This window comes from Proteus sp. LHD240705 (assembly GCF_047921555.1).
GTDB lineage: Bacteria > Pseudomonadota > Gammaproteobacteria > Enterobacterales > Enterobacteriaceae > Proteus.
In genome coordinates this window covers 166,623-186,275 of record NZ_JBLRMI010000002.1, presented here as the reverse complement: position 1 = coordinate 186,275, position 19,653 = coordinate 166,623, and the positions used below count along the sequence as shown (strand labels likewise).

General features: G+C 38.2%; 16 protein-coding genes. 12 read left to right on the top strand and 4 right to left on the bottom strand.

The window, feature by feature from the left end; genetic code table 11:
* The first annotated feature begins 45 nt into the window (after nucleotides 1–45).
* Entirely contained in the window at nucleotides 46–999 is a 954-nt protein-coding gene (locus ACNART_RS04285) for a hypothetical protein (RefSeq protein ID WP_368927422.1), read from the top strand.
* 218 nt (nucleotides 1,000–1,217) lie between these two features.
* On the opposite strand, the gene ACNART_RS04280 is transcribed toward ACNART_RS04285, so the two are convergent.
* Complete coding sequence (locus tag ACNART_RS04280) at nucleotides 1,218–2,015, bottom strand: energy transducer TonB (RefSeq protein ID WP_198625959.1); 798 nt, start codon at nucleotides 2,013–2,015, stop codon at nucleotides 1,218–1,220.
* A 171-nt stretch (nucleotides 2,016–2,186) separates the two neighbouring features.
* Here ACNART_RS04280 and ACNART_RS04275 point away from each other — a divergent pair, with 171 nt between their 5' ends.
* The 5 genes from ACNART_RS04275 to ACNART_RS04255 all read left to right on the top strand — a co-directional run bounded on the left by ACNART_RS04275 (nucleotide 2,187) and on the right by ACNART_RS04255 (nucleotide 11,165).
* The gene (locus tag ACNART_RS04275; protein ID WP_109371879.1) at nucleotides 2,187–2,735 is read left to right on the top strand and encodes an RNA polymerase sigma factor; all 549 of its coding nucleotides are present in this window, start codon (nucleotides 2,187–2,189) and stop codon (nucleotides 2,733–2,735) included.
* Nucleotides 2,725–3,753, top strand: coding sequence for a FecR family protein (locus ACNART_RS04270; RefSeq protein WP_232797545.1), 1,029 nt, complete (start codon nucleotides 2,725–2,727; stop codon nucleotides 3,751–3,753). Before ACNART_RS04275 ends, ACNART_RS04270 begins: the two co-directional genes overlap by 11 nt.
* 103 nt (nucleotides 3,754–3,856) lie before the next feature.
* Nucleotides 3,857–6,604, top strand: a complete 2,748-nt coding sequence (locus ACNART_RS04265) for a TonB-dependent receptor (protein WP_349442715.1) — start codon at nucleotides 3,857–3,859, stop codon at nucleotides 6,602–6,604.
* 63 nt (nucleotides 6,605–6,667) lie between these two features.
* Complete coding sequence (locus ACNART_RS04260; RefSeq protein WP_416303447.1) at nucleotides 6,668–8,377, top strand: ABC transporter ATP-binding protein/permease; 1,710 nt, start codon at nucleotides 6,668–6,670, stop codon at nucleotides 8,375–8,377.
* Nucleotides 8,367–11,165 carry a M16 family metallopeptidase gene (locus ACNART_RS04255; protein WP_198632067.1) on the top strand — a complete coding sequence of 933 codons (2,799 nt, stop codon included), beginning with the start codon at nucleotides 8,367–8,369 and terminating at the stop codon, nucleotides 11,163–11,165. The genes ACNART_RS04260 and ACNART_RS04255 overlap by 11 nt, the downstream gene beginning before the upstream one ends.
* Nucleotides 11,166–11,304: 139 nt before the next feature.
* On the opposite strand, the gene ACNART_RS04250 is transcribed toward ACNART_RS04255, so the two are convergent.
* On the bottom strand, nucleotides 11,305–11,721 hold the full coding sequence (locus ACNART_RS04250; RefSeq protein ID WP_198619294.1) for a DoxX family protein: 417 nt from the start codon (nucleotides 11,719–11,721) through the stop codon (nucleotides 11,305–11,307).
* A gap of 270 nt (nucleotides 11,722–11,991) precedes the next feature.
* On the opposite strand from ACNART_RS04250, the gene ACNART_RS04245 reads away from it, so the two are divergent.
* Complete coding sequence (locus tag ACNART_RS04245) at nucleotides 11,992–14,010, top strand: FAD-dependent oxidoreductase (RefSeq protein ID WP_198632066.1); 2,019 nt, start codon at nucleotides 11,992–11,994, stop codon at nucleotides 14,008–14,010.
* Between the two features lie 105 nt (nucleotides 14,011–14,115).
* On the opposite strand, the gene sstT is transcribed toward ACNART_RS04245, so the two are convergent.
* Nucleotides 14,116–15,369, bottom strand: a complete 1,254-nt coding sequence (gene sstT, locus ACNART_RS04240) for a serine/threonine transporter SstT (protein ID WP_109371891.1) — start codon at nucleotides 15,367–15,369, stop codon at nucleotides 14,116–14,118.
* Nucleotides 15,370–16,082: 713 nt separating this feature from the next.
* Between sstT and ACNART_RS04235 the strand changes: the two genes are divergently transcribed.
* The 5 genes from ACNART_RS04235 (at nucleotide 16,083) to ACNART_RS04215 (ending at nucleotide 18,594) form a co-directional block, all read left to right on the top strand.
* Nucleotides 16,083–16,742 (top strand): DedA family protein, encoded by a 660-nt coding sequence (locus ACNART_RS04235; protein WP_109371893.1) that lies wholly within the window; start codon nucleotides 16,083–16,085, stop codon nucleotides 16,740–16,742.
* A 267-nt stretch (nucleotides 16,743–17,009) separates the two neighbouring features.
* Nucleotides 17,010–17,315, top strand: coding sequence for a DUF883 family protein (locus ACNART_RS04230; protein ID WP_098941181.1), 306 nt, complete (start codon nucleotides 17,010–17,012; stop codon nucleotides 17,313–17,315).
* Nucleotides 17,316–17,321: 6 nt separating this feature from the next.
* Nucleotides 17,322–17,732 carry a phage holin family protein gene (locus ACNART_RS04225; RefSeq protein WP_160229968.1) on the top strand — a complete coding sequence of 137 codons (411 nt, stop codon included), beginning with the start codon at nucleotides 17,322–17,324 and terminating at the stop codon, nucleotides 17,730–17,732.
* Nucleotides 17,713–18,018 carry a YqjK-like family protein gene (locus tag ACNART_RS04220; protein WP_232797544.1) on the top strand — a complete coding sequence of 102 codons (306 nt, stop codon included), beginning with the start codon at nucleotides 17,713–17,715 and terminating at the stop codon, nucleotides 18,016–18,018. Before ACNART_RS04225 ends, ACNART_RS04220 begins: the two co-directional genes overlap by 20 nt.
* A gap of 183 nt (nucleotides 18,019–18,201) precedes the next feature.
* Nucleotides 18,202–18,594 (top strand): DoxX family protein, encoded by a 393-nt coding sequence (locus tag ACNART_RS04215; RefSeq protein WP_023580968.1) that lies wholly within the window; start codon nucleotides 18,202–18,204, stop codon nucleotides 18,592–18,594.
* Between the two features lie 85 nt (nucleotides 18,595–18,679).
* On the opposite strand, the gene ACNART_RS04210 is transcribed toward ACNART_RS04215, so the two are convergent.
* A complete protein-coding gene (locus ACNART_RS04210; RefSeq protein ID WP_023582840.1) occupies nucleotides 18,680–19,582 on the bottom strand; it encodes a LysR family transcriptional regulator in 903 nt (300 codons plus the stop codon).
* Nucleotides 19,583–19,653 lie beyond the last annotated feature (71 nt).

Sequence of the window (19,653 nt, the reverse complement as noted above, 5' to 3'; positions counted from 1 at the left end):
CCCGAAAACACAGATATATCTCACTATTACTTAACGGATTATATTATGATAAGAATTAATTATTTTGAATTTTATAATTATCGGACTGAAATATTATTAGGTCATGTTATTCTAAATGGTATAAATGAAATTATCACTCCACTATTTAGAGATAACATTGATAAAGAAAATTTCTATTCTGTTTTTATCACAAAATCATTTATCGGTAGAAAAGAACACAGATGGGAAATAAAAAGTTCAAAAATTCAAACTCTATCTGAGAACAATATTATTATAAATATTTGGCTATCTCCAAGAAATGTTTCAGATGATATTTATTTATCTCAAACATTAAAAAATAAAAATTATAAAAGTGCTAAATCAATATTATATCTTGGTAAAATTATTATTGTTGAATTTGGACATATCTTCTCATGTGTCACTTTGGATGCCAGTATAAAAACAAATAAACGCTATCCTGATAATATTCAACAGGGTGAAATGCATAAGAGAAGGCCTGCGATTGTCGTAAAAGCAGATGACAGAGGAGTTAAAGTCATTCCACTCACATCAAAAAAGCCTCATGACTTAGCCGTTAATTCCTCTATTTTTAAATTATCAGATGAATCAATAAAAAACATTGGTGATCTTGCTAAAAAAGAAACTTATGCTTTATGTGATATGATCCAAACTATTTGTGTAACGCGAATACTTCCTCCTTTATTTAAATTAAAAGGATACAATCAATATTATAGAAATGAGGATTATCGAGCTTCACTTTGTCGTGGAGATAAAAAATTATTAGATAAAGGGCTACTATCATCAATATCAAAAAATAAATTATATACAGAAATTGAAGAATTAAGAAAAACAAATAAAAATTTAGAATCAGAGTTATATTCTTTAAAAAATGACTTATTGATATTAAAAGAAATGTATATGTATACCCATGAAAGCAATGCATTATATATTGATGAGGTTGATAATGAGATTTTATTATACAAAAACTCTATTGAATAATTATATTGCTGTTATATTTTCACTATGATACTCTTATTTCGTTGGTGGGGACAAAAGAGGCGGCAATCTTCCCCGCGACGCTGAAAAATTGCGATGCCGACGAACACAAAGATTAAAACTAGAAAACCACCTTACGGTGGTTTTTTAGTTTCTGTTTCTTTAAATTATTTATTTTTAATAGTTAGTTTATTATGTAGTAAATAATTATAAATAATAACTTAGCTCTCTTGCCTATAATCAAACGTTAAAGGCGCAGTAAATGAAATATTACCATTTACTAAACGATAGCTTTCAGGCGCTGGAAATGGCGAAGCACGTTTAATCGTATTTAACGCTTCTCTATCAAGAATACGATTACCTGATGATGTTTCTACTTTCGCGTCTAATAACTCACCTTTTGCATTTAACACAATAGAAACTTGTGTCACGCCCGTTGCTTTAAAGCGCAATGCTGTGCGTGGGTAGCGTTTATAGGCATTAATATGGCTATGAACTAAGCTTTCCCAGCCCATTTGCCCACTCACAGAAGAAGTAGATAAACTATTAAATTGAGCACTACTACTTGTATTAGAACCAGAAATAGGTGCGCTTGTTACATCTGATGGTGCTTCTGAGACAGGAAGATCATCAGGTACTTTCACCGCAACAGGTTTTGGTTTCACCACTGGTTTTACTTTTGGCTTTTCTGGAATACGCTCATAAGTACCTTGTTCTACTACAGGCATTTTAGGTAAATCTAACACTTCTTTGATAGGTTCTGGCTCTACCTCTGCGGGTTCAGGAACAGACATCACTTTTTCAGGCCCAACAGGAACTTCTTTTGTTTCTGCCTGTGCTAATTGATAGATACCAAGATCCATTGTCATCGCTGGTGGTAAAACACCATGGCGTTCATCTTTAGATGTTATCCAGCCAATAGCGACAACAGCTAACGTTGCATGAAATAAAATACTGGCGGTTAATCCACCAATAGAAAATGATCCACGGCGTGAAAAAGTCGCCGACATACTACTCATAATTCTTGCCTCTGATTTTCTTTCTTGTGAATTATAGGCATAATACAAACACAAATGATATTGCTTATTATTAATAATACAATAAAAAATTAGCTTGATAATTATCATAACTTGTTCGCATGAGAAGCAGTAAGAGCTTATTATTTCACTCTTTTTTAGACACCAGAGATTATGGCTAGCGATAAATCATTGGCACAAAAAATTAGTTGTGCCTATCAATCAACCTATGGACAACTTGTGCGTTTTTTCCACAAACGTACGGGTAATTACCATGATGCAGATGATTTGTCTCAAGATGTGTTTACACTATGGCTAAACAGAAAAGAACAAACACCTGTGCAAGAACAGCGTGCTTTTCTGTTTAAAATAGCGAACCACGTTTTGATTGACCATTGGAGAAAAAATCAAAAGCAAAAAGATATCTATCAGGATGATTGTGAATTAGATGACGCCGCTCAAAGTTATACCACGGAGCTTGATCCGGGGTATGTCGTTGAGCATCAACAGCGTTTAGATCTACTTAGCGAAGCAATTGAAACATTACCTCCACGCCGTCGAGAAGCATTTGTTCTTTATCGTTTTGATGGACTATCACAAAGCGAAATTGCAGAGCAAATGGAAATCTCAATCAGTATGGTGGAAAAACATATTGCCGCTGCCCTATTACATTGCAAAAGATATGTCGATGCAGGACAGGAGAAATGCTCGAATGATGAGTAAGCCGGAAAAAAATATACCGGAAATAAAACCTCACACAGATGAGGAGCTAGACTCCCTTTTTTTGGAGACTAATGATGAATTACTCAATGGATCGACTGATGAGCAAGCAGCCCTTTGGTTCACCCGACAATATAGCCAAAGGATGACACCTCAGCAACGTCAAGCGTTTAAAGTGTGGATAGAAAATGATGTAAATCGGCAAGCGTATCAAGATATTGCTGGGATCTGGCGTCAATGCGATGCATTACCACGACCAACAATCGCCACCGTTGAAAAGAAAAAACGCTCTTTTTGGCGCCCAATGATCCACACCACGGCTACTCTTTGTTTACTCACCGTTTTATATCTTCCTTATAGTCATTTACCTGCATTACTGATGGATAATATGACGCTTGCAACCAGCGATTTACCTAAAGAAATGACCTTAGCTGATGGCTCTAAAGTCTATTTAGACAGAAATACACAGGTAAGAGTGGCTTATGTGCAAGAAGAAAGGCGTTTATGGTTGGATAAAGGACAAGCCTATTTCAAGGTAAAATCAAATCCGTATCGCCCTTTCTATGTGCATGCTGATACCCGATTAATTAAAGTAGTTGGCACTGAATTTGAAGTTAGTCGCTATGATAACAATCAAATTAACGTTGCTGTCCATGAAGGGATCGTTGAAGTAAAAGCAACACCGAAATCTTCGCCAGCCTATTTGTACGCAGGCTCTCAGGCTACAAGCAAATTAGCCAGCGATAGCTTTGTTATCTCTTCGGTCAATATTGATTCCGTGGGAAGTTGGCGTTTTGGTCAACTGCATTTCTTTGAGCGCCCATTGAATGAAGTGATAACCAAGCTCAAACCTTATCTTGATATCAATATTCAAATTTCCTCCCCCGAAATCGCCAAAATGAAAGTCTCAGGGATCGCTAACATAAATGATGCCAAAGACTTTATTACCGCAATTCCACTGATATTGCCGGTTAATGTTGTTTTCACTGATAAAAATAATGCTTTAATTATCAATAAGTAAAAAGAAATATGAAAAATATTCTTTTTTATAGGTGAGGATAATTCTCATTTCACCCTCTTCCCTAGTAACAACAATTATTAAGTTAGTGAATGGGATTGGTGAAATGAGAATGAATAACAAAAAAAAGACCCTTAAGAGGTCTTTACTAGCATTGCTAATAAGTACCACTATTGCCACACCTTGCGCTTATGCATCTACAGTTTCAGTGGCTTTACCAGAGCAGTCTTTAGCTGATTCATTAAGTGCCATTGCAAAACAAGGACAAGTACAAATTTTATTTGATGCAAATTCGGTTAAAAACCTACGTGCTCCAGCACTTTCAGGTCAATTTGAAACCCAAACTGCATTACAAAAAGTCTTAATCGGGAGTGGATTAGAAATTATTCCACAAGGCAGTGGGTTTGTTATTCGTCCCCTTGCAACTGCCAACGCGATCGTTATTCCTGAAGTTAAAGTAACCGGTGTCGGTAGTACATATCATCCAGCTACTGATGTGGTTTCAGCCCCACAATACATCACCTCAGAAGAGATAAAACAGCGTAATACAGGTGATGGAAACGTTACTGACTTACTAAAAAGTAACCCTGCTGTTCAATTTTCCAATAACGACAGCACTTCAATGAATCAGGGTGAAATTAAACCTTCGCGTATCTCTATTCACGGCTCTAGTAGTTATCAAAACTCTTACAAACTTGACGGTGTCAGTTTTAACAACGATTTTGACCCTGCTAATTCAGGTTTAGGTGAAACCAACACACGCATTAGTAGTGATGAACAAGGAATGTACCTTGATAGTCGCTTAATTGATAGCGTCGCAGTTTACGATAACAATATTCCTGTCGAATTCGGCGGATTTACGGGGGGAACGGTTGAAGTACAAAGTCGTCGTTGGTCTGGTGAAACACACGCCAACGCCTATTATCGTACAACACGTTCAAGCTGGAACAATATTTTCACCGATCCAAAACTAAATTTTGATACCGCAAATAACGATTTTAGTAATCCCGCTCGATTCCAGAAAAAATACGATAAACAAAACTTTGGTGGTTGGTTTGAAACAGGCTTAACAGACAACACCGGACTTATTTTCTCTGCATCTCGTCGTGAATCAACGATCCCGATGATGATAAGTGCAGAAGGCGGAATTATTCTGACTCCAGATGGTCAGTTAGAACAAGTTGAGCAAACGCCTCATTATAAAGATCAAACTCGAACATCAGATAACTATTTTATTAAATATTCATGGGATATCTCAGAGAAACAATCTCTTGATTTATCGAGCAATATTGCACGTTATAATAGTTATTTATTCTCAGGTTCTGTCTATAACTCAGGCTATGACAACGAACATAATGGTTTAAGTTTTACCGCACTTTATAAACACCAACTTGATCTTGGTTCATTGGAATTAACGGCGGGTTATCAAAACCTTGAAGATAAGCGTACTAATGATCAAGACTACTTTATCACCATTAAAGATTATACCGATTGGCAAAACCCACAGCAGGTTAGCAGTGGTGGTCAAGGTGATCTGAAAAGTAGACAAGAAACCTATAACGCAAAAAGTATTATGCGATTTAACCCTGTTGAATGGGGTGCCGTGAGTCACCAGCCAACGACAGGATTTGAGATTAGCCGAACTAAAGGCTCTTATATCCGCGACAAAACCTATTACAACTACACCTATACAGGTTCCACATGGGATAATCAGTGGATGGGTTCATTGCAGCAAACAACGCGTTTCTTAGCGGGCACATATGATGCTTCGTATACTAACTACGCTATTTATCTCGACGATAATATCCAATATAAACGCCTCACATTACGTCCTGGTATCCGTTTAGATCGTGATGATTTTGTTCAAAAAAATAATATTTCTCCACGTTTAAGCGGAACTTATGATCTTTGGGGAACAGGTGATACCTTAATTATTGGTGGTGTAAACCGTTATTACGGTCGTTCCATGCTGACTTACGCACTGTATGGCGCACAAAATGCAGGCTTACAGCACTGCTATTTCTCTTGTGATAACAACAATCCAAATGATTGGGAAAACCGTACCGACTTTGAAGGTGTTGATTCTCTCAAAACACCGTATAACGATGAAATTACGTTAGGTTTACAACAAGAAATTGTGTCTACAACTTGGCGTCTGCAATACGTTCATCGTGAAGGTCGTGACGAAGTCCGTAGTGATACAAAATACCCGAATGACAAAGACAAAATAAGAATTCGTCACTTCAATAATAATGGTCGCAGCACTCACGATACCTTAACGCTTTCAGTGAAAAACAGTCAGCCTTGGGAATTAGCCCAAGCAGATCATGTTTTTAATGCTTCTATTAGTTGGCAGAAAAGCAAAACCAATACCCCTAAAGATTCTGGTTACGCCAATTTCGATCCTAGTTCACAAGGAATGAACTATGACAAAGTTTGGTATGACGGAAAAATCATCAATGCCAAAGACTTACCTTCTGGCAATTTTAACTCACCATTAAAAGTCACGGCTGAACTCACCAGTGTTTGGGATGATTGGGATATTACTTGGTATAACCGACTTCAATGGAATGGTGCTCGTTCACAAGCAGAAAAAGTCAATAATGGCGCGCCAAAACCAAGTGAATATGGTCCATTATTTGAATACAAAAAACGTAATTACAGTAGCCGTTTTACTTGGGATACCAAACTGGGTTGGAAACCTGAATTTGCTTATGGTGTCGGTATTTCTGTTGAAGTGAATAATGTCCTTAACACCAAAAATGTGGCTGACTACTTCACTTACCAAGATAAAGATTACAAATCTTATGAACCAGGTCGTCAATTCTGGTTACAAGTCAGCTACGACTATTAATAAATTGACGAAGTTAATGTGAGCAACCTAGTCGATAAACAATAAAAATATGACCAATAAGCAATGAAAACAATAAAACAATTTTTCTATTTAGTTTCACCTTTTTGGGGGCGGCGTGCCGCCCTTTACTGCTGGTTTCTGTTGATTGTCTCATTAACCTTAACCCTGTCATCGGTTTGGTTTAACGTCAAAATGAATGAATGGAATGGCAGTTTCTATAACGCATTACAACAACTTGACGGACAAGCGTTATACAAGCTCCTTCAACAATTTGTCATTATTATTGCGGGATTAATTACTGTGGTAGTAATGGGCGATTTTTTACGCCAAAAAATGGTCATTCGCTGGCGAGAAGGCATGACTGAAAAAGTGCTTGATCGCTGGTTATCAAAAAACAGTAAACACTATATGTTAAGACTCACTTCTCAAGAGCCTGATAACCCAGATCAGCGTATTGCAGAAGATATTCGTTTACTGATCGAATCAACAATGCGTTTAACCGTGACATTTTTGCACTCGTTACTCACGCTTATCTCTTTTGCCACCATTCTTTGGTCACTGTCTGGCGCTATCTCTTTCACATTAGGTGGTAGCGAGTGGACAATTCCTGGCTATATGTTCTGGGCTTGTATTGTGTATACCATTATTGGGATCACTATTACGCAGTTTATTGGTTCGCCACTGCGTAAAATTAATATGGATAAACAGCGCAAAGAAGCTGATTACCGTGCTGCTCTCATCACCCGTAAACAACATGGCGATGCAATTGCAGGCCAACGTGGTGAAATCAGTGATCGTAATGAATTAATGGGCCGTTTTTTAGGGGTTATTCATAACTGGAATAACCTTATCCGCTACGAAAGAAATCTTGCATTCTTCACTGTGGGCTACCAACAAGCTACTGCAATGGCGCCAATTATTTTTGCCTTACCTAAATTCCTTGCTGGCGAATTAATGCTAGGGGGATTAATGCAGTTGAGACAAGCATTCTCTAGCGTTGCGGGTGCATTAAGCTGGTTTATTTTCTCCTATAAAGAGATTGCTGCATGGCAAGCAACGGTGACGCGTCTTTACAATTTCGTGGTGCTTTTAGAGCACGATCATGAGCCAGAAGTCACTGATTTAAATGATAAACAGATTAAGTTGAAAGCCAATCTTTCTCTATTTATGCAAGATAACAGCCTGTTAATCCAAGATATTAACTTCTCTGTAAAAGCGGGTGAATTAACCGTTATCGAAGGTTGTTCTGGTTTAGGTAAATCAACACTGCTTAGAGCATTAAGTGGACATTGGCCTTATTTCAAAGGGGAAATTCAACGCTCACCAAATGTGTGTTGGATCCCACAACGTATGTATCTGCCTTTTGCGCGTTTAGATAGTTTGCTCGCTTATCCTTATCAGCCTAATCAATTCTCCGCCAAAGAGTACGAAGAAGCGCTTCATTTGGTGGGCTTAGATAAAATAAAAAATCAACTTTCACTGGAAACTGATTGGACAACACGCCTATCAGGTGGTGAGCAACAACGCCTTATTTTTGCCCGTTTATTACTCAATAAACCAGAGCTTATTTTACTAGATGAAACCACATCAGCACTTGATGAACAAAATGCATTAAGCATGTTGAAGTTGCTAAAACAACATCTGCCAACTGCGGGTATTGCCTTAGTCAGCCACCAGCGCTTTACACATGTGATTGCAGATAATGTGCTTTCATTAAAAGCCCCTACCGTATCCTCCTCTCAACCTGCTGGAGCTACCGAATATGTATCGTAATTTACTGATTGTTTCAGTCAGTCTTTCACTTTTAGGGTGTGCTGCAAGCACCCCTAATCAAAATGACAAAAATACGCTATCTCTGCGCCCTGATGTTCGCCATTTTACATTAGATAATGGTTTAGACGTCTACTTACTGCAACGCCAACAAACTGGCGTTGAAATGCGTCTATTAGTGAAAAGCGGTTCTGTGCAAGAAGATGAAAAGCAACTTGGTTTTTCACACTTTACCGAACATATGGCGTTTAAAGGCACCACACACTTTCCGGGTACAACGGGCTTTAAACAACTTGAAAGCCTAGGCATGAAATTAGGTAGCCACGTTAATGCAGCAACTAGTTTAAATGCAACTACCTATAAATTGTCATTGCCGAATGCAAATCCCATCCAAATTAAAACAGGGCTAAAAATCTTATCAGATTGGGCATTTGAAATGACATTTGACCCTATTGAGTTTGATAAAGAGCGCCCTGTTATTGTTGAAGAATGGCGTTTACGTCAGGGGATTGGTTTTCGAATTAACCGCCAGTTAGAAGAATTGCGTTATTACGGTAGCCGTTATCTGGATCGTGATCCTATTGGTGATTTAGACATCGTTAAATATGGCGATGTAAAAGATGCGAAACGTTATTATGATGCTTGGTATCAACCAGAAAGAATGGCTTTAGTGCTGGTGGGTAACTTTAATCAAGGCGATGCAATCGCAGATATTAAACAACTGTTTAACGCTAAAAATAGCGAGAACAAAGGGATTGACGACCCATCTTGGCACAACTTTATCGATCATAAAGATTTACTCGTTAAGACTATTTTCGATAAAGAACAAGGCTCACGTATTTTGCAATTTACCTTGCAACGTACTTTGCCTGCACCTTTAAATAGCCGCCAAGGTCAATATGAAGACCTAATGGATTCATTATGGCTATCGATTTTAAATCAACGCTTCTCAACTATCGTCGATAATGGCTTGATTGCGTCCATTAGCGCTAATGCGCAAGGCGCAATGTTAGACTCTCGCCGCTCACAGCAATTGATGATTGCGCACCCTAAAGGTAATGATTACCAAGGCGCATTAGATATCTTATTTACCGAAGTTCAACGCCTAGCCTCTGTTCCAGTAACTCAAGAAGAGTTAGATAATGCTCGCAATGCGATGTTAAAGCGTCTGAGTCAACAAGCAGCGGGCGAAGAACGTTACGAGCACGATTATTTAGCCAATCAAATTACCACTGCGATCGAATTGGAGATGCCAATTCAAACAAAAAAACAGGCATTAAATTTAAGCTATCAACTCATCAATAAAGTGACACCTGAAACACTTGGACACTATTTTGCTCAATACCTAAAACAAGCATCACCACGAGTGGCGGTTATTGGCCCTGATAGTGATGCCAATGTATTTAGTGCAACTAAAGCAGCACAACGCTGGCAAGAAATTAGACAATCAAATCCAGGTGCATTTACGTTAAAAACGCAAGCCGTTGTGTTAGATATCAAACCTGAACAAACAGGCTCCATTGTTTCAACGCAATCACTGCCGATTGAAAAAACACAAGAGTGGACACTGAGCAATAACGTAAAAGTGATTGTGAAAAATGACAGTTATCTTAAAGATAATATTCAAGTTTCACTGCGTATTCCGGGTGGTTCATCCCTTGAAACCAATCAAAGCTTAGGCATGGTGCAATGGGCATTAAAATTACCTGAAGTCAGTGGATATGGTCATTATAACGCTCGCGAATTAGCGTTATTTACCAAACAACACCAAATTAGTTTACGCCCTTACAGTGAACTATTATTCCACGGTTTCCGTGGTGAAGCGCCCATTGATGAATTGGAAACTTTACTCACGTTAATGCACTTAAAAATCACATCACCGCAATTTAATGGCGAGAAATTAGAGCAACAAAAACAAGCGATGGCATTAGGCATTTCAAAAACGCCTGTTGAACGCACGTTCTTAGATAATATCAATAAAGAAAGTTATCAAAATGGCGATCGTTTAGTGGTTTCTCCTCAAGGTGCTTGGAAGCAGTTTACTGCCCAACAATTACAGCAAACCAACCAAATGATTTTAGGGCAACCTGCTGATATGACGTTAGTTATCAGTGGTCCCGTGAACCTTAATCAAGTTAAACCGTTAATTGAGCGCTGGATTGCGAGTCTGCCAACACGTTCAGAGCAACGCTTATTTTGGGCAGATCCCGCTATTAATCCTAAACTCACCTCGTTTAGCAAAACATATCCTATTGCAAGTAGTGATAAGAGCATGATTAGCATTCAATATGCAGCGCCAGCTCAATGGTCACAGCAACAAGTATTAGCGCTAAATTTACTCGATACGATGATCAGCCAACGCTTAAGACTTAATCTACGTGAACGTGCTGGAGGAATTTACTCTCTTGGTTTCTCTGAAATGTTAACGAAAGTCCCTACAAGCTACTATACTGGCCGTTTAAACTTTACGGCATCACCTGAGCGTGCAGATGAATTAATTACTCTTGCTCGTAAAGTCGTGAATGAAGTTAAACAGTCAGGCATTACAGATAAAGAGTTACAAGAGGCTAAAAATATCTGGCTAACTGAAAATTCACAGGTAAATGACAGTGCAAGCTATTGGACGGATGCTCTGGCTCAAGTTGCAACTGATGACCAACAGTACCAGCGTTTACTTACTGACTCTGCCATTATAAAAACATTAAGTGTTAACGATATAAACCAAGTAGCTCGTCAGTGGCTAGGCGAAAATGAAAAAGTATTTAAATTAACGCCACCAAATCAAAAATAAAAACGACTTTAGTTTATAAACGATAATTAACTACGTTGTCGAAAACAAAACGCCCAGTTCAAGATAAAACTGGGCGTTCATTCATCAATTTTAATCAAGTTATAAAGATAATATTCAAATTTATTGATTATTAAATTTATTAATCTTTCTTAACAGCGAAACGACCGCTACCTAAAAACATGACAGCAATTGCCGCAAATAAATAGAAGCCCGCGCTTTCTGGTGCCCATCCCCCTGTTTTAGGGTTTAGTGCAAATAAATCACCTGAGTGCACCATCAGTACAGCAACAAACATTGTACCCGCTAAAACCAGCGCTGAAGCACGAGTAAATAAACCAATAATCAATAGAATAGGCGCAACAACTTCTCCAATCACTGTGCCATAAGCAATAAATGCAGGTAGATTAGCATTAGCCAACATTCCCTGAATACCTGCTAATCCACCCGGTTCCATTTTATGAAGTCCATGTAATAACATTAAAACGCCAAGAGAAACACGTAATACCAATTTACCCAAGTCAGAACAGTCAACAAGTTGATTAAATTTATTAATCATAACGTCTCCAAATTCAAAATAGTGAAGTGTGTTTTTAATACGTATTAATAGGTACACTACATTATATGATGAAATATTATGAATGAGTGTGATTTTTATTATCACTATTTGTTCTCATTAACTAATCACTTAGATTATTATTGATTTATAGCCCGCCATTCACCTTTTCCATGATTAAGATCACAACTTATTAACATAATAAACTCTTAATCACTCACTTCTCGTTATGCTAATAGATATCTCATCTGACCAGTATAAAAAGGGTATCTGATGGCACATTATTCTCATCTATTTTCGCCTCTTGATTTAGGGTTTACCGTACTTAAAAACCGTATTCTTATGGGCTCTATGCATACTGGACTTGAAGAAAATCCGAATGATGCCCCAAAACTTGCACAGTTTTATGCCCAAAGAGCCGCGGCAGGTGTTGCACTAATAGTGACTGGAGGGATCTCTCCCAATAAACAAGGCGTGTTATTGCCACACGCTGCAACATTGATGTCTGAAAGCCAACTGGCAACTCATCAACTTGTTACTGATGCGGTTCATCAACAAGACGGTAAAATTGCATTACAGATATTGCATACAGGCCGTTATAGCTACCAACCTAATTTAGTTGCACCTTCAGCTATTCAATCGCCAATCACCCCGTTTATGCCAAAAGCCATGAGTCATGAACAAATCGAACAAACCATCAATGATTACATTCATTGTGCTCAATTAGCTCAAAAGGCAGGTTATGATGGTGTTGAGATAATGGGATCGGAAGGCTATTTAATTAATCAGTTTTTAGTCAGACACACTAATCAGCGAGACGATCAGTGGGGAGGAAATATCGAAAATCGTTGTCGCTTTGCTTTACGTATTCTTGAAGGCATTAAGAAAGCCGTGGGCGAGGCGTTTATTATTATTTACCGCCTTTCTATGTTGGATTTAATCAAAGATGGCGCAGAGGCATCAGAGGTACTTTATCTTGCCAAAGCCATTGAAAAAGCGGGCGCTACAATGATTAATACAGGGATCGGTTGGCATGAAGCGCGAATTCCGACCATTGCCACGATGGTACCAAGAGGCCAATTTGCGAATGTCACACGCGAATTAATGGGAAAGGTGAATATCCCACTGATTACATCAAACCGAATTAACACACCACAAACCGCAGAAGCTATTTTAGCTGAAGGCTGTGCTGATATGGTTTCAATGGCTCGCCCTTTCCTTGCTGATCCTGAGTTTGTGCTTAAAGCACAACAGGGGCGCGAAGATGAAATCAATACTTGCATTGCTTGCAATCAGGCATGCCTTGATGAAATATTTTCAGGTCAAACCGCCTCTTGTTTAGTTAATCCCTTTGCTTGTCAAGAAACCGAACTTCTGGTTATTCCAACTCAACAACCTAAAAAACTGGCTGTTGTTGGTGCGGGACCCGCGGGATTATCTTTTGCGGTAACCGCCGCGAAACGAGGCCATCATGTCACACTGTTTGAAAAAGAAGATGTGATTGGTGGTCAACTTAATATCGCCAGTCAAATTCCGGGGAAAGAAGAATTTCAAGAGACATTACGTTACTTCAAACGACAATTACAACTCACGGGAGTCATTGTTAAAAATAATACCGAAGCCACTCCTGAACATCTTGAAAACTTTGATGAGGTGATTTTAGCAAGTGGCGTTAAACCTCATATTCCTGAGATTGAAGGACTTGATGATCCCATTGTGAAATCTTATCTCGACGTTCTTAAATACCACCAGCCCGTAGGTAAAAATGTCGTGATCATGGGGAGTGGCGGAATTGGCTTTGATACCAGCCTTTATCTCACGCAAAAAGGGCAATGTAGTAGCCTAAGTCCTTGCGCCTTTAATAAAGAGTGGGGTATTGATCCGACACTTTCTTATCGTGGTGGCATAAAACCCGCAAATCATTCAAAAGACGATACTAAACACATTGTTATGACACAGCGTAAAGCAGGGAAAATAGGCTTAAGCTTAGGTAAAACAACGGGATGGATACATCGTTTAACGCTAGAGAAAAAAGGCGTTAAATTTTTAACCCATTGCAACTATCAAAGGATCACACCAGAAGGTCTCATTATTGAACAGGATGGAAAGCAACAGCTTATCCCTGCTGATAATATTATATTGTGTACAGGGCAACGTGCTTATCACCCATTACTTACGCCTTTAGAAAAAGAAAACAAAACAGTTCATCTTATTGGTGGAGCAAAAGATGCCAGTGCATTAGATGCAAAACGCGCTATTAGGCAAGGCACAGAACTCGCCCTTGAAATTTAATCAATTAAGGTTAGCAAGACAAAAAGAAACCCCACAAAATGTGGGGTTCTATTTTTTTATTAATTATTATTTTTACTACTCTTCCTGTCTTACTACTTACCCTTTTTACCCATTATTTTTTTCAGTTAATGGATTTTCTGAAATACGATTATCTTCAGCGATACAAACTGTTGCAGTAAACAGAACGTCAGTTGATGAGTTCAGTGCGGTTTCAGCTGAATCTTGTAACACTCCGATCATCACGCCCACAGCAACCACTTGCATAGCGATATCATTGCTAATACCAAACATGCTACAAGCCAGTGGAATTAACAGTAAAGAACCACCTGCAACACCTGATGCACCACACGCACAAATCGCAGCAACAAGACTTAACAATAACGCAGTTGGAATATCGACTGGCATACCCAGTGTATTAACCGCAGCTAATGTCAAAATAGTGATAGTGATTGCAGCACCACCCATATTAATGGTTGCACCTAATGGAATTGAAACAGAATAAGTATCTTCGTTTAAATTCATACGACGACACATTGCCATATTCACTGGAATATTTGCAGCTGAGCTACGTGTAAAGAAGGCAGTTACACCACTTTCACGCAAACATGCCCACACTAATGGATATGGATTACTACGGATTTTCCAAAATACGATCAGTGGATTCACGACTAAAGCAACGAACAACATACAGCCAATCAATACAGCAAGAACTTGTAAGTAACCTGCTAAGACTTCAAAGCCAGTTGTTGCAATCGTTGATGACACTAAGCCGAAAATACCGATAGGCGCTAAACGAATAACAACACGCACTAAGTTAGTTACTGCGTCAGCTAAATCTTGCGTTAAGGCTTTAGTAGTATCACTTGCGTGGCGTAATGCTAAACCAAGCCCGATAGACCACGCTAAAATGCCCATATAGTTACCATTGATAAGCGCATCAACAGGGTTTGCAACCACATTAATTAATACGCCTTTAAGAACTTCAGCAATATTTTCAGGTGGTGACAATTGTGATTCGTTAACAACTAGCGTTAAAACTGATGGGAACATAAAGCTGGCAACAACTGCGGTTAACGCAGCAAAGAACGTTGCTAACAGATATAAAATTAATACAGGACGAATATTAGATTTTTGCCCTTGACGGTGGTTTGCAATTGAAGCCATAACCAGCACCCAAACTAAGATAGGGGCAACAGCTTTTAATGCACTAATAAACAGAGTACCTAACAGGCTCATCATTTTGGCAGCTTCTGGCGCTAACCAAGCAAGTAAGATCCCTGCGACTAATCCCACGAGAATTTGTTTAACGAGACTTCCCTGAAAGAACAGGCTGAAGACTCTGGATTGTTGTTTATCCATAGCTATTCCATTACTTAAAATAATATTTAAAAAAGGCATTTTTGAGTGTTTGCAATGCCAGTATAAGGAATTGAATCGCGCTGAAAAGCTGATTATGCAAAATATACAGCATTAACCATTTTTGTTAACAATAAAATAACATAACTGTGATCATAATAGGATTTTGTTCTTTTTAATAGACCAACATGAAATGAAAGAAATTATTATTATCAGTAAGTTATACCTAGTCACCTTACTTATTTTTTATTTTGTTTCTCTTCTTTTAGATTTTCTTAATCAATTAATAGTCTTTTTTATTAACATTATCGCTAACAATTATTCTCTCTAGCCCTTCTTGATTTGAATAAATAATAAACAAGATAATGCTTTATTTTTGCACAATTAATATTAAAAACTTATCTTTTATGAACGCTATAAAATAGAGAACACCTCTTGGTATTATCCCTCATCTTAAGCTTTTCTTTTTTAAAAGCGCCTATTCTGAACTCAAAAAGAGATTAGATGTCTATTTTTCGAGATCCAATATCCATGTATAAATAGTGTCGTCATCCAGTTAAAAAATTTTCTGTCTAGTTTTTCATGATTTTGTTAGAGTGTTGCTGTTTTAAACAATGAAAAATAGACCCTATGAAGTAGAAAACGGGTAAATAGATTACAACACCTATTGATTCTATATTTACCCCCAAATGACTCAGTTTTAGGAAGCCTTTTATATGGAAATCGTAAGAGAGCTATTCTTGGCGCTATGGCACCAAGATTACGAAACCTTAGCTAATCCTTCATTAATATGGATTATCTACATTTTATTATTCACCATACTATTCCTAGAAAACGGAGTATTGCCCGCAGCTTTCTTACCAGGAGATAGCTTATTAATTTTAGTGGGCGTGTTAATTGCTAAAGATACAATGGATTTTCCATTAACCTTACTTATTTTGACTGCAGGCGCGAGCCTAGGCTGTTGGTTGGGCTATCTTCAAGGGCGATGGCTTGGAAATACTAAATTAGTACGCAGTTGGCTATCGCATCTGCCAGAACATTACCACCAACGTGCTCATGGGCTTTTTCATCGTCATGGCTTAGCCGCACTGTTAATTGGACGTTTTTTAGCCTTCGTGAGAACACTGTTGCCAACAATTGCAGGTCTTGCTGGATTAAACAACACGCGCTTTCAAATCTTCAATTGGTTAAGTGGGCTTTTATGGGTTGGTATACTGACCACGTTAGGTTACTTATTAGGTAATAGCCCGCTCTTTCGCCAATATGAACACCATTTAATGAATATCCTTATGCTATTACCAGTTTGCCTATTAGTTATGGGATTAATTGGTAGTATCTGGGTTGTGATTAAAAAGAAAAAGAAAGTGAGCTAAAGCGCTGCTTTTTCTAATAATATCAAGACATTCTGAATACGATATAGAGTCATAAAACTCATACTTAAAGCCTGTTTCAGATAACTGAACAGGCTTTTATTTTATGGGTGACCTCTTCTTTTTTTATCTCAAGCAATACAGTAAATATTCCCGTTTAATTAAGACTTTTCTCTTTTTTACCTCGTTACATCAATATTTAATTTTATTAAGAGATAAAATTGGTCTATGGTTATAAGTATTAACCTGTCACTATTAAAGGAGTTAATTATGTCTCATCAACGTTCAAATGAAGATCTGCGTAGTGAATTGAAATCTCTTGCTGATACTCTAGAAGAAGTGCTGAACTCCTCTGCTGATAAATCCAAAGAAGAAATCCAAAGCTTACGCGCAAAAGCAGAATCGGCAATCAAAGGTTCTCGTGCAAAATTGAGCGATGCAGGTCGTGAAATTGTCGATAATACCAAAGAAATTGCAGGCAAAGCAGACAACTATGTTCGTGAAAATCCGTGGACAGGTGTCGGCATTGGTGCTGCAGTTGGTGTTGTTCTTGGTGTTCTTCTAGCTAAACGCTAATCACCCATGAGTGATACGCAAAGACCACAGGGCCCCGCATCTGGGGTTCTGAATTCTCTCAGTAAGATTGGCGCTATCATGATAGGCATGGTTGAAACACGCCTAAACTTGATTGCCGTTGAGCTAGAAGAAGAAAAAACCACGCTTATCCAGCTTATTTTAATGGCTGGTGTTACTTTGTTGCTCACCGCTTTTGGCTTAATGAGCCTACTTATTCTGATTTTTTGGGTTATTCCACCTGAATATCGAGTCCATGCTTTAGCCATCACAACCGCTACTTTACTTTTTTGTGCACTGATTGGTGCCATCATGACATTAAGAAAAGCGCGAAATTCCACCTTGTTAGGCGATACTCGCCAGCAATTGGAATTAGATAAACGTCTTTTGGAGCAATATCATGATGAACAAACAAAATAAGCAGGCGATCCTCGCAAGACGTAAAAAGCTGTTGTTGAATAAAATTCAGCAACAGCGCTCTGATTTAGGGCAAAGCACGCAAACTTGGCTTGATGTGACTGAGCCTTATGATAAAGCATGGAGAATTATCATTTCGTTAAAACCCGCGCTTTTAGTGGGTGCCAGTTTTATTTCTCTTTACAGCATTAAACATCCTAAAAAAATCATACGATTAGGACAACGTGCTATCGGTGCAATTGGTTTAATTCGTACAATCCAAAAGTCCTTCAAAAAAACCTCAGATTGAACATCAATTTTTTTGTCTAAGAATGTTAATTCTTCTTAATATCCTCTTTACTCAACTCACATTATTATATATCTCACAACGTAGCCGTGGTTATTAAATCTAAAAACAGAAAAATAGCCGACGAAAATACAATACAAATCGATATACATTGCAAATAATAGAGTTTAATTAGGAATAAACATCATGAAAAAATTTGAAGATATTGCGTTATTAATTGCCCGCATTTTAATGCCAATTTTATTTATCAGCGCAGGCTACGGAAAAATTGGTGGTTACGAAGGTACACAGCAATATATGCAAGCAATGGGTGTTCCAGGTTTCTTATTACCACTGACTATTTTATTAGAATTAGGCGGTGGATTAGCAATCTTATTTGGTTTCTTAACTCGCACAACAGCAATCTTTACCGCGGTATTTACTCTTCTAACCGCACTACTGTTCCACAGTAATTTTGCTGAAGGCATGAACCAATTAATGTTTATGAAAAATATGACAATCGCAGGTGGATATTTATTACTGGTTATCACTGGTCCAGGTAAATGGAGCTTAGATCGTATTTTCAATAAAAATTGGTAATAACGAATTTAGAAACAAAAAAGATCCTCTAGGGGATCTTTTTTTGTTTTAAGCATAAAATCTAAAGATTATCTGAGCTTCAAAACTATTTTTTATTGTTCGCAAAGAGTTTAGGTATTTCACGTAAACACCACGATTTTGCTTCGCCCATGCTGTCTCTTCGCCATGCCATAATAATATTATTTTCATGGTGATATTCAGGGCCAACAACACGTAAACGCCCTTCTTTGATATCATCTTCAATTAAATCAATTGGCATCGTCGCCACACCTAAACCCGCAATTAAAGCACGGCGTTTATCTTCAATAGAACTGACCGTTAAACGGCGCTGTTTATCCAATAGCAGCACAGTTAAAACTGGGCGCTCTCTTGCGGTATCTGCAATGGCAATACCACGATATTTTAAGCGAGTTTCTTCGGCTAATGGCTCAGGTTCGTTATGGATGGGATGATCTGGGCTGGCGACATAAACGCTAGTGGTATTGTATAAAGGACGAAAGTTGATTTCTGATGAAGTGCGAAAATGCATATCAGGTGAAATCACAATATCACATTTACCGCTTTCTAAGCTTTCCCAAGCACCTGCTAAGACTTCTGTCACTAAAGAGAGTTGGGTATTGGATTTTTCAGCTAATTTATCAACCAAAGGAAAGAGTCGAGATGCAGGAGTAAGTGCTTCACAAACGATAGTGATATGAGGCTCCCAACCTCTTGCTAAGGCTTCTGCGTCTGACGTTAATTTGTCAGCAGCCTCAAGTAATATGCGTCCTCTATCAAGCAGCATTCTGCCAACATTAGTAAATTTAGTTCTATGGCCAGAACGGTCAAAAAGGACAACGTCTAAATCTTCTTCTAATTTTTGCATGGTATAACTGAGTGCCGATGGAACTCGATTTAGTTCATCAGCTGCTGCTGCAAAACTCCCTCTACGATCAATGGCATCCATCACTCGTAAAGATTCCAACGTAATTGCTTTGTCTTTACTCATTATACTTATCTCTATCAAATAATTTGATTATTGGCACCAGATTAACTTGCTAACAATAGACAGTCCATACC

What these genes read in the sequence shown, in the direction of transcription:
- ACNART_RS04285 (WP_368927422.1), top strand. Translation starts at nt 46, where the DNA reads ATGATAAGAATTAATTATTTTGAATTTTATAATTATCGGACTGAAATA.
- ACNART_RS04280 (WP_198625959.1), bottom strand. Translation starts at nt 2,015, where the DNA reads ATGAGTAGTATGTCGGCGACTTTTTCACGCCGTGGATCATTTTCTATT.
- ACNART_RS04275 (WP_109371879.1), top strand. Translation starts at nt 2,187, where the DNA reads ATGGCTAGCGATAAATCATTGGCACAAAAAATTAGTTGTGCCTATCAA.
- ACNART_RS04270 (WP_232797545.1), top strand. Translation starts at nt 2,725, where the DNA reads ATGATGAGTAAGCCGGAAAAAAATATACCGGAAATAAAACCTCACACA.
- ACNART_RS04265 (WP_349442715.1), top strand. Translation starts at nt 3,857, where the DNA reads ATGAGAATGAATAACAAAAAAAAGACCCTTAAGAGGTCTTTACTAGCA.
- ACNART_RS04260 (WP_416303447.1), top strand. Translation starts at nt 6,668, where the DNA reads ATGAAAACAATAAAACAATTTTTCTATTTAGTTTCACCTTTTTGGGGG.
- ACNART_RS04255 (WP_198632067.1), top strand. Translation starts at nt 8,367, where the DNA reads ATGTATCGTAATTTACTGATTGTTTCAGTCAGTCTTTCACTTTTAGGG.
- ACNART_RS04250 (WP_198619294.1), bottom strand. Translation starts at nt 11,721, where the DNA reads ATGATTAATAAATTTAATCAACTTGTTGACTGTTCTGACTTGGGTAAA.
- ACNART_RS04245 (WP_198632066.1), top strand. Translation starts at nt 11,992, where the DNA reads ATGGCACATTATTCTCATCTATTTTCGCCTCTTGATTTAGGGTTTACC.
- sstT (WP_109371891.1), bottom strand. Translation starts at nt 15,369, where the DNA reads ATGGATAAACAACAATCCAGAGTCTTCAGCCTGTTCTTTCAGGGAAGT.
- ACNART_RS04235 (WP_109371893.1), top strand. Translation starts at nt 16,083, where the DNA reads ATGGAAATCGTAAGAGAGCTATTCTTGGCGCTATGGCACCAAGATTAC.
- ACNART_RS04230 (WP_098941181.1), top strand. Translation starts at nt 17,010, where the DNA reads ATGTCTCATCAACGTTCAAATGAAGATCTGCGTAGTGAATTGAAATCT.
- ACNART_RS04225 (WP_160229968.1), top strand. Translation starts at nt 17,322, where the DNA reads ATGAGTGATACGCAAAGACCACAGGGCCCCGCATCTGGGGTTCTGAAT.
- ACNART_RS04220 (WP_232797544.1), top strand. Translation starts at nt 17,713, where the DNA reads ATGATGAACAAACAAAATAAGCAGGCGATCCTCGCAAGACGTAAAAAG.
- ACNART_RS04215 (WP_023580968.1), top strand. Translation starts at nt 18,202, where the DNA reads ATGAAAAAATTTGAAGATATTGCGTTATTAATTGCCCGCATTTTAATG.
- ACNART_RS04210 (WP_023582840.1), bottom strand. Translation starts at nt 19,582, where the DNA reads ATGAGTAAAGACAAAGCAATTACGTTGGAATCTTTACGAGTGATGGAT.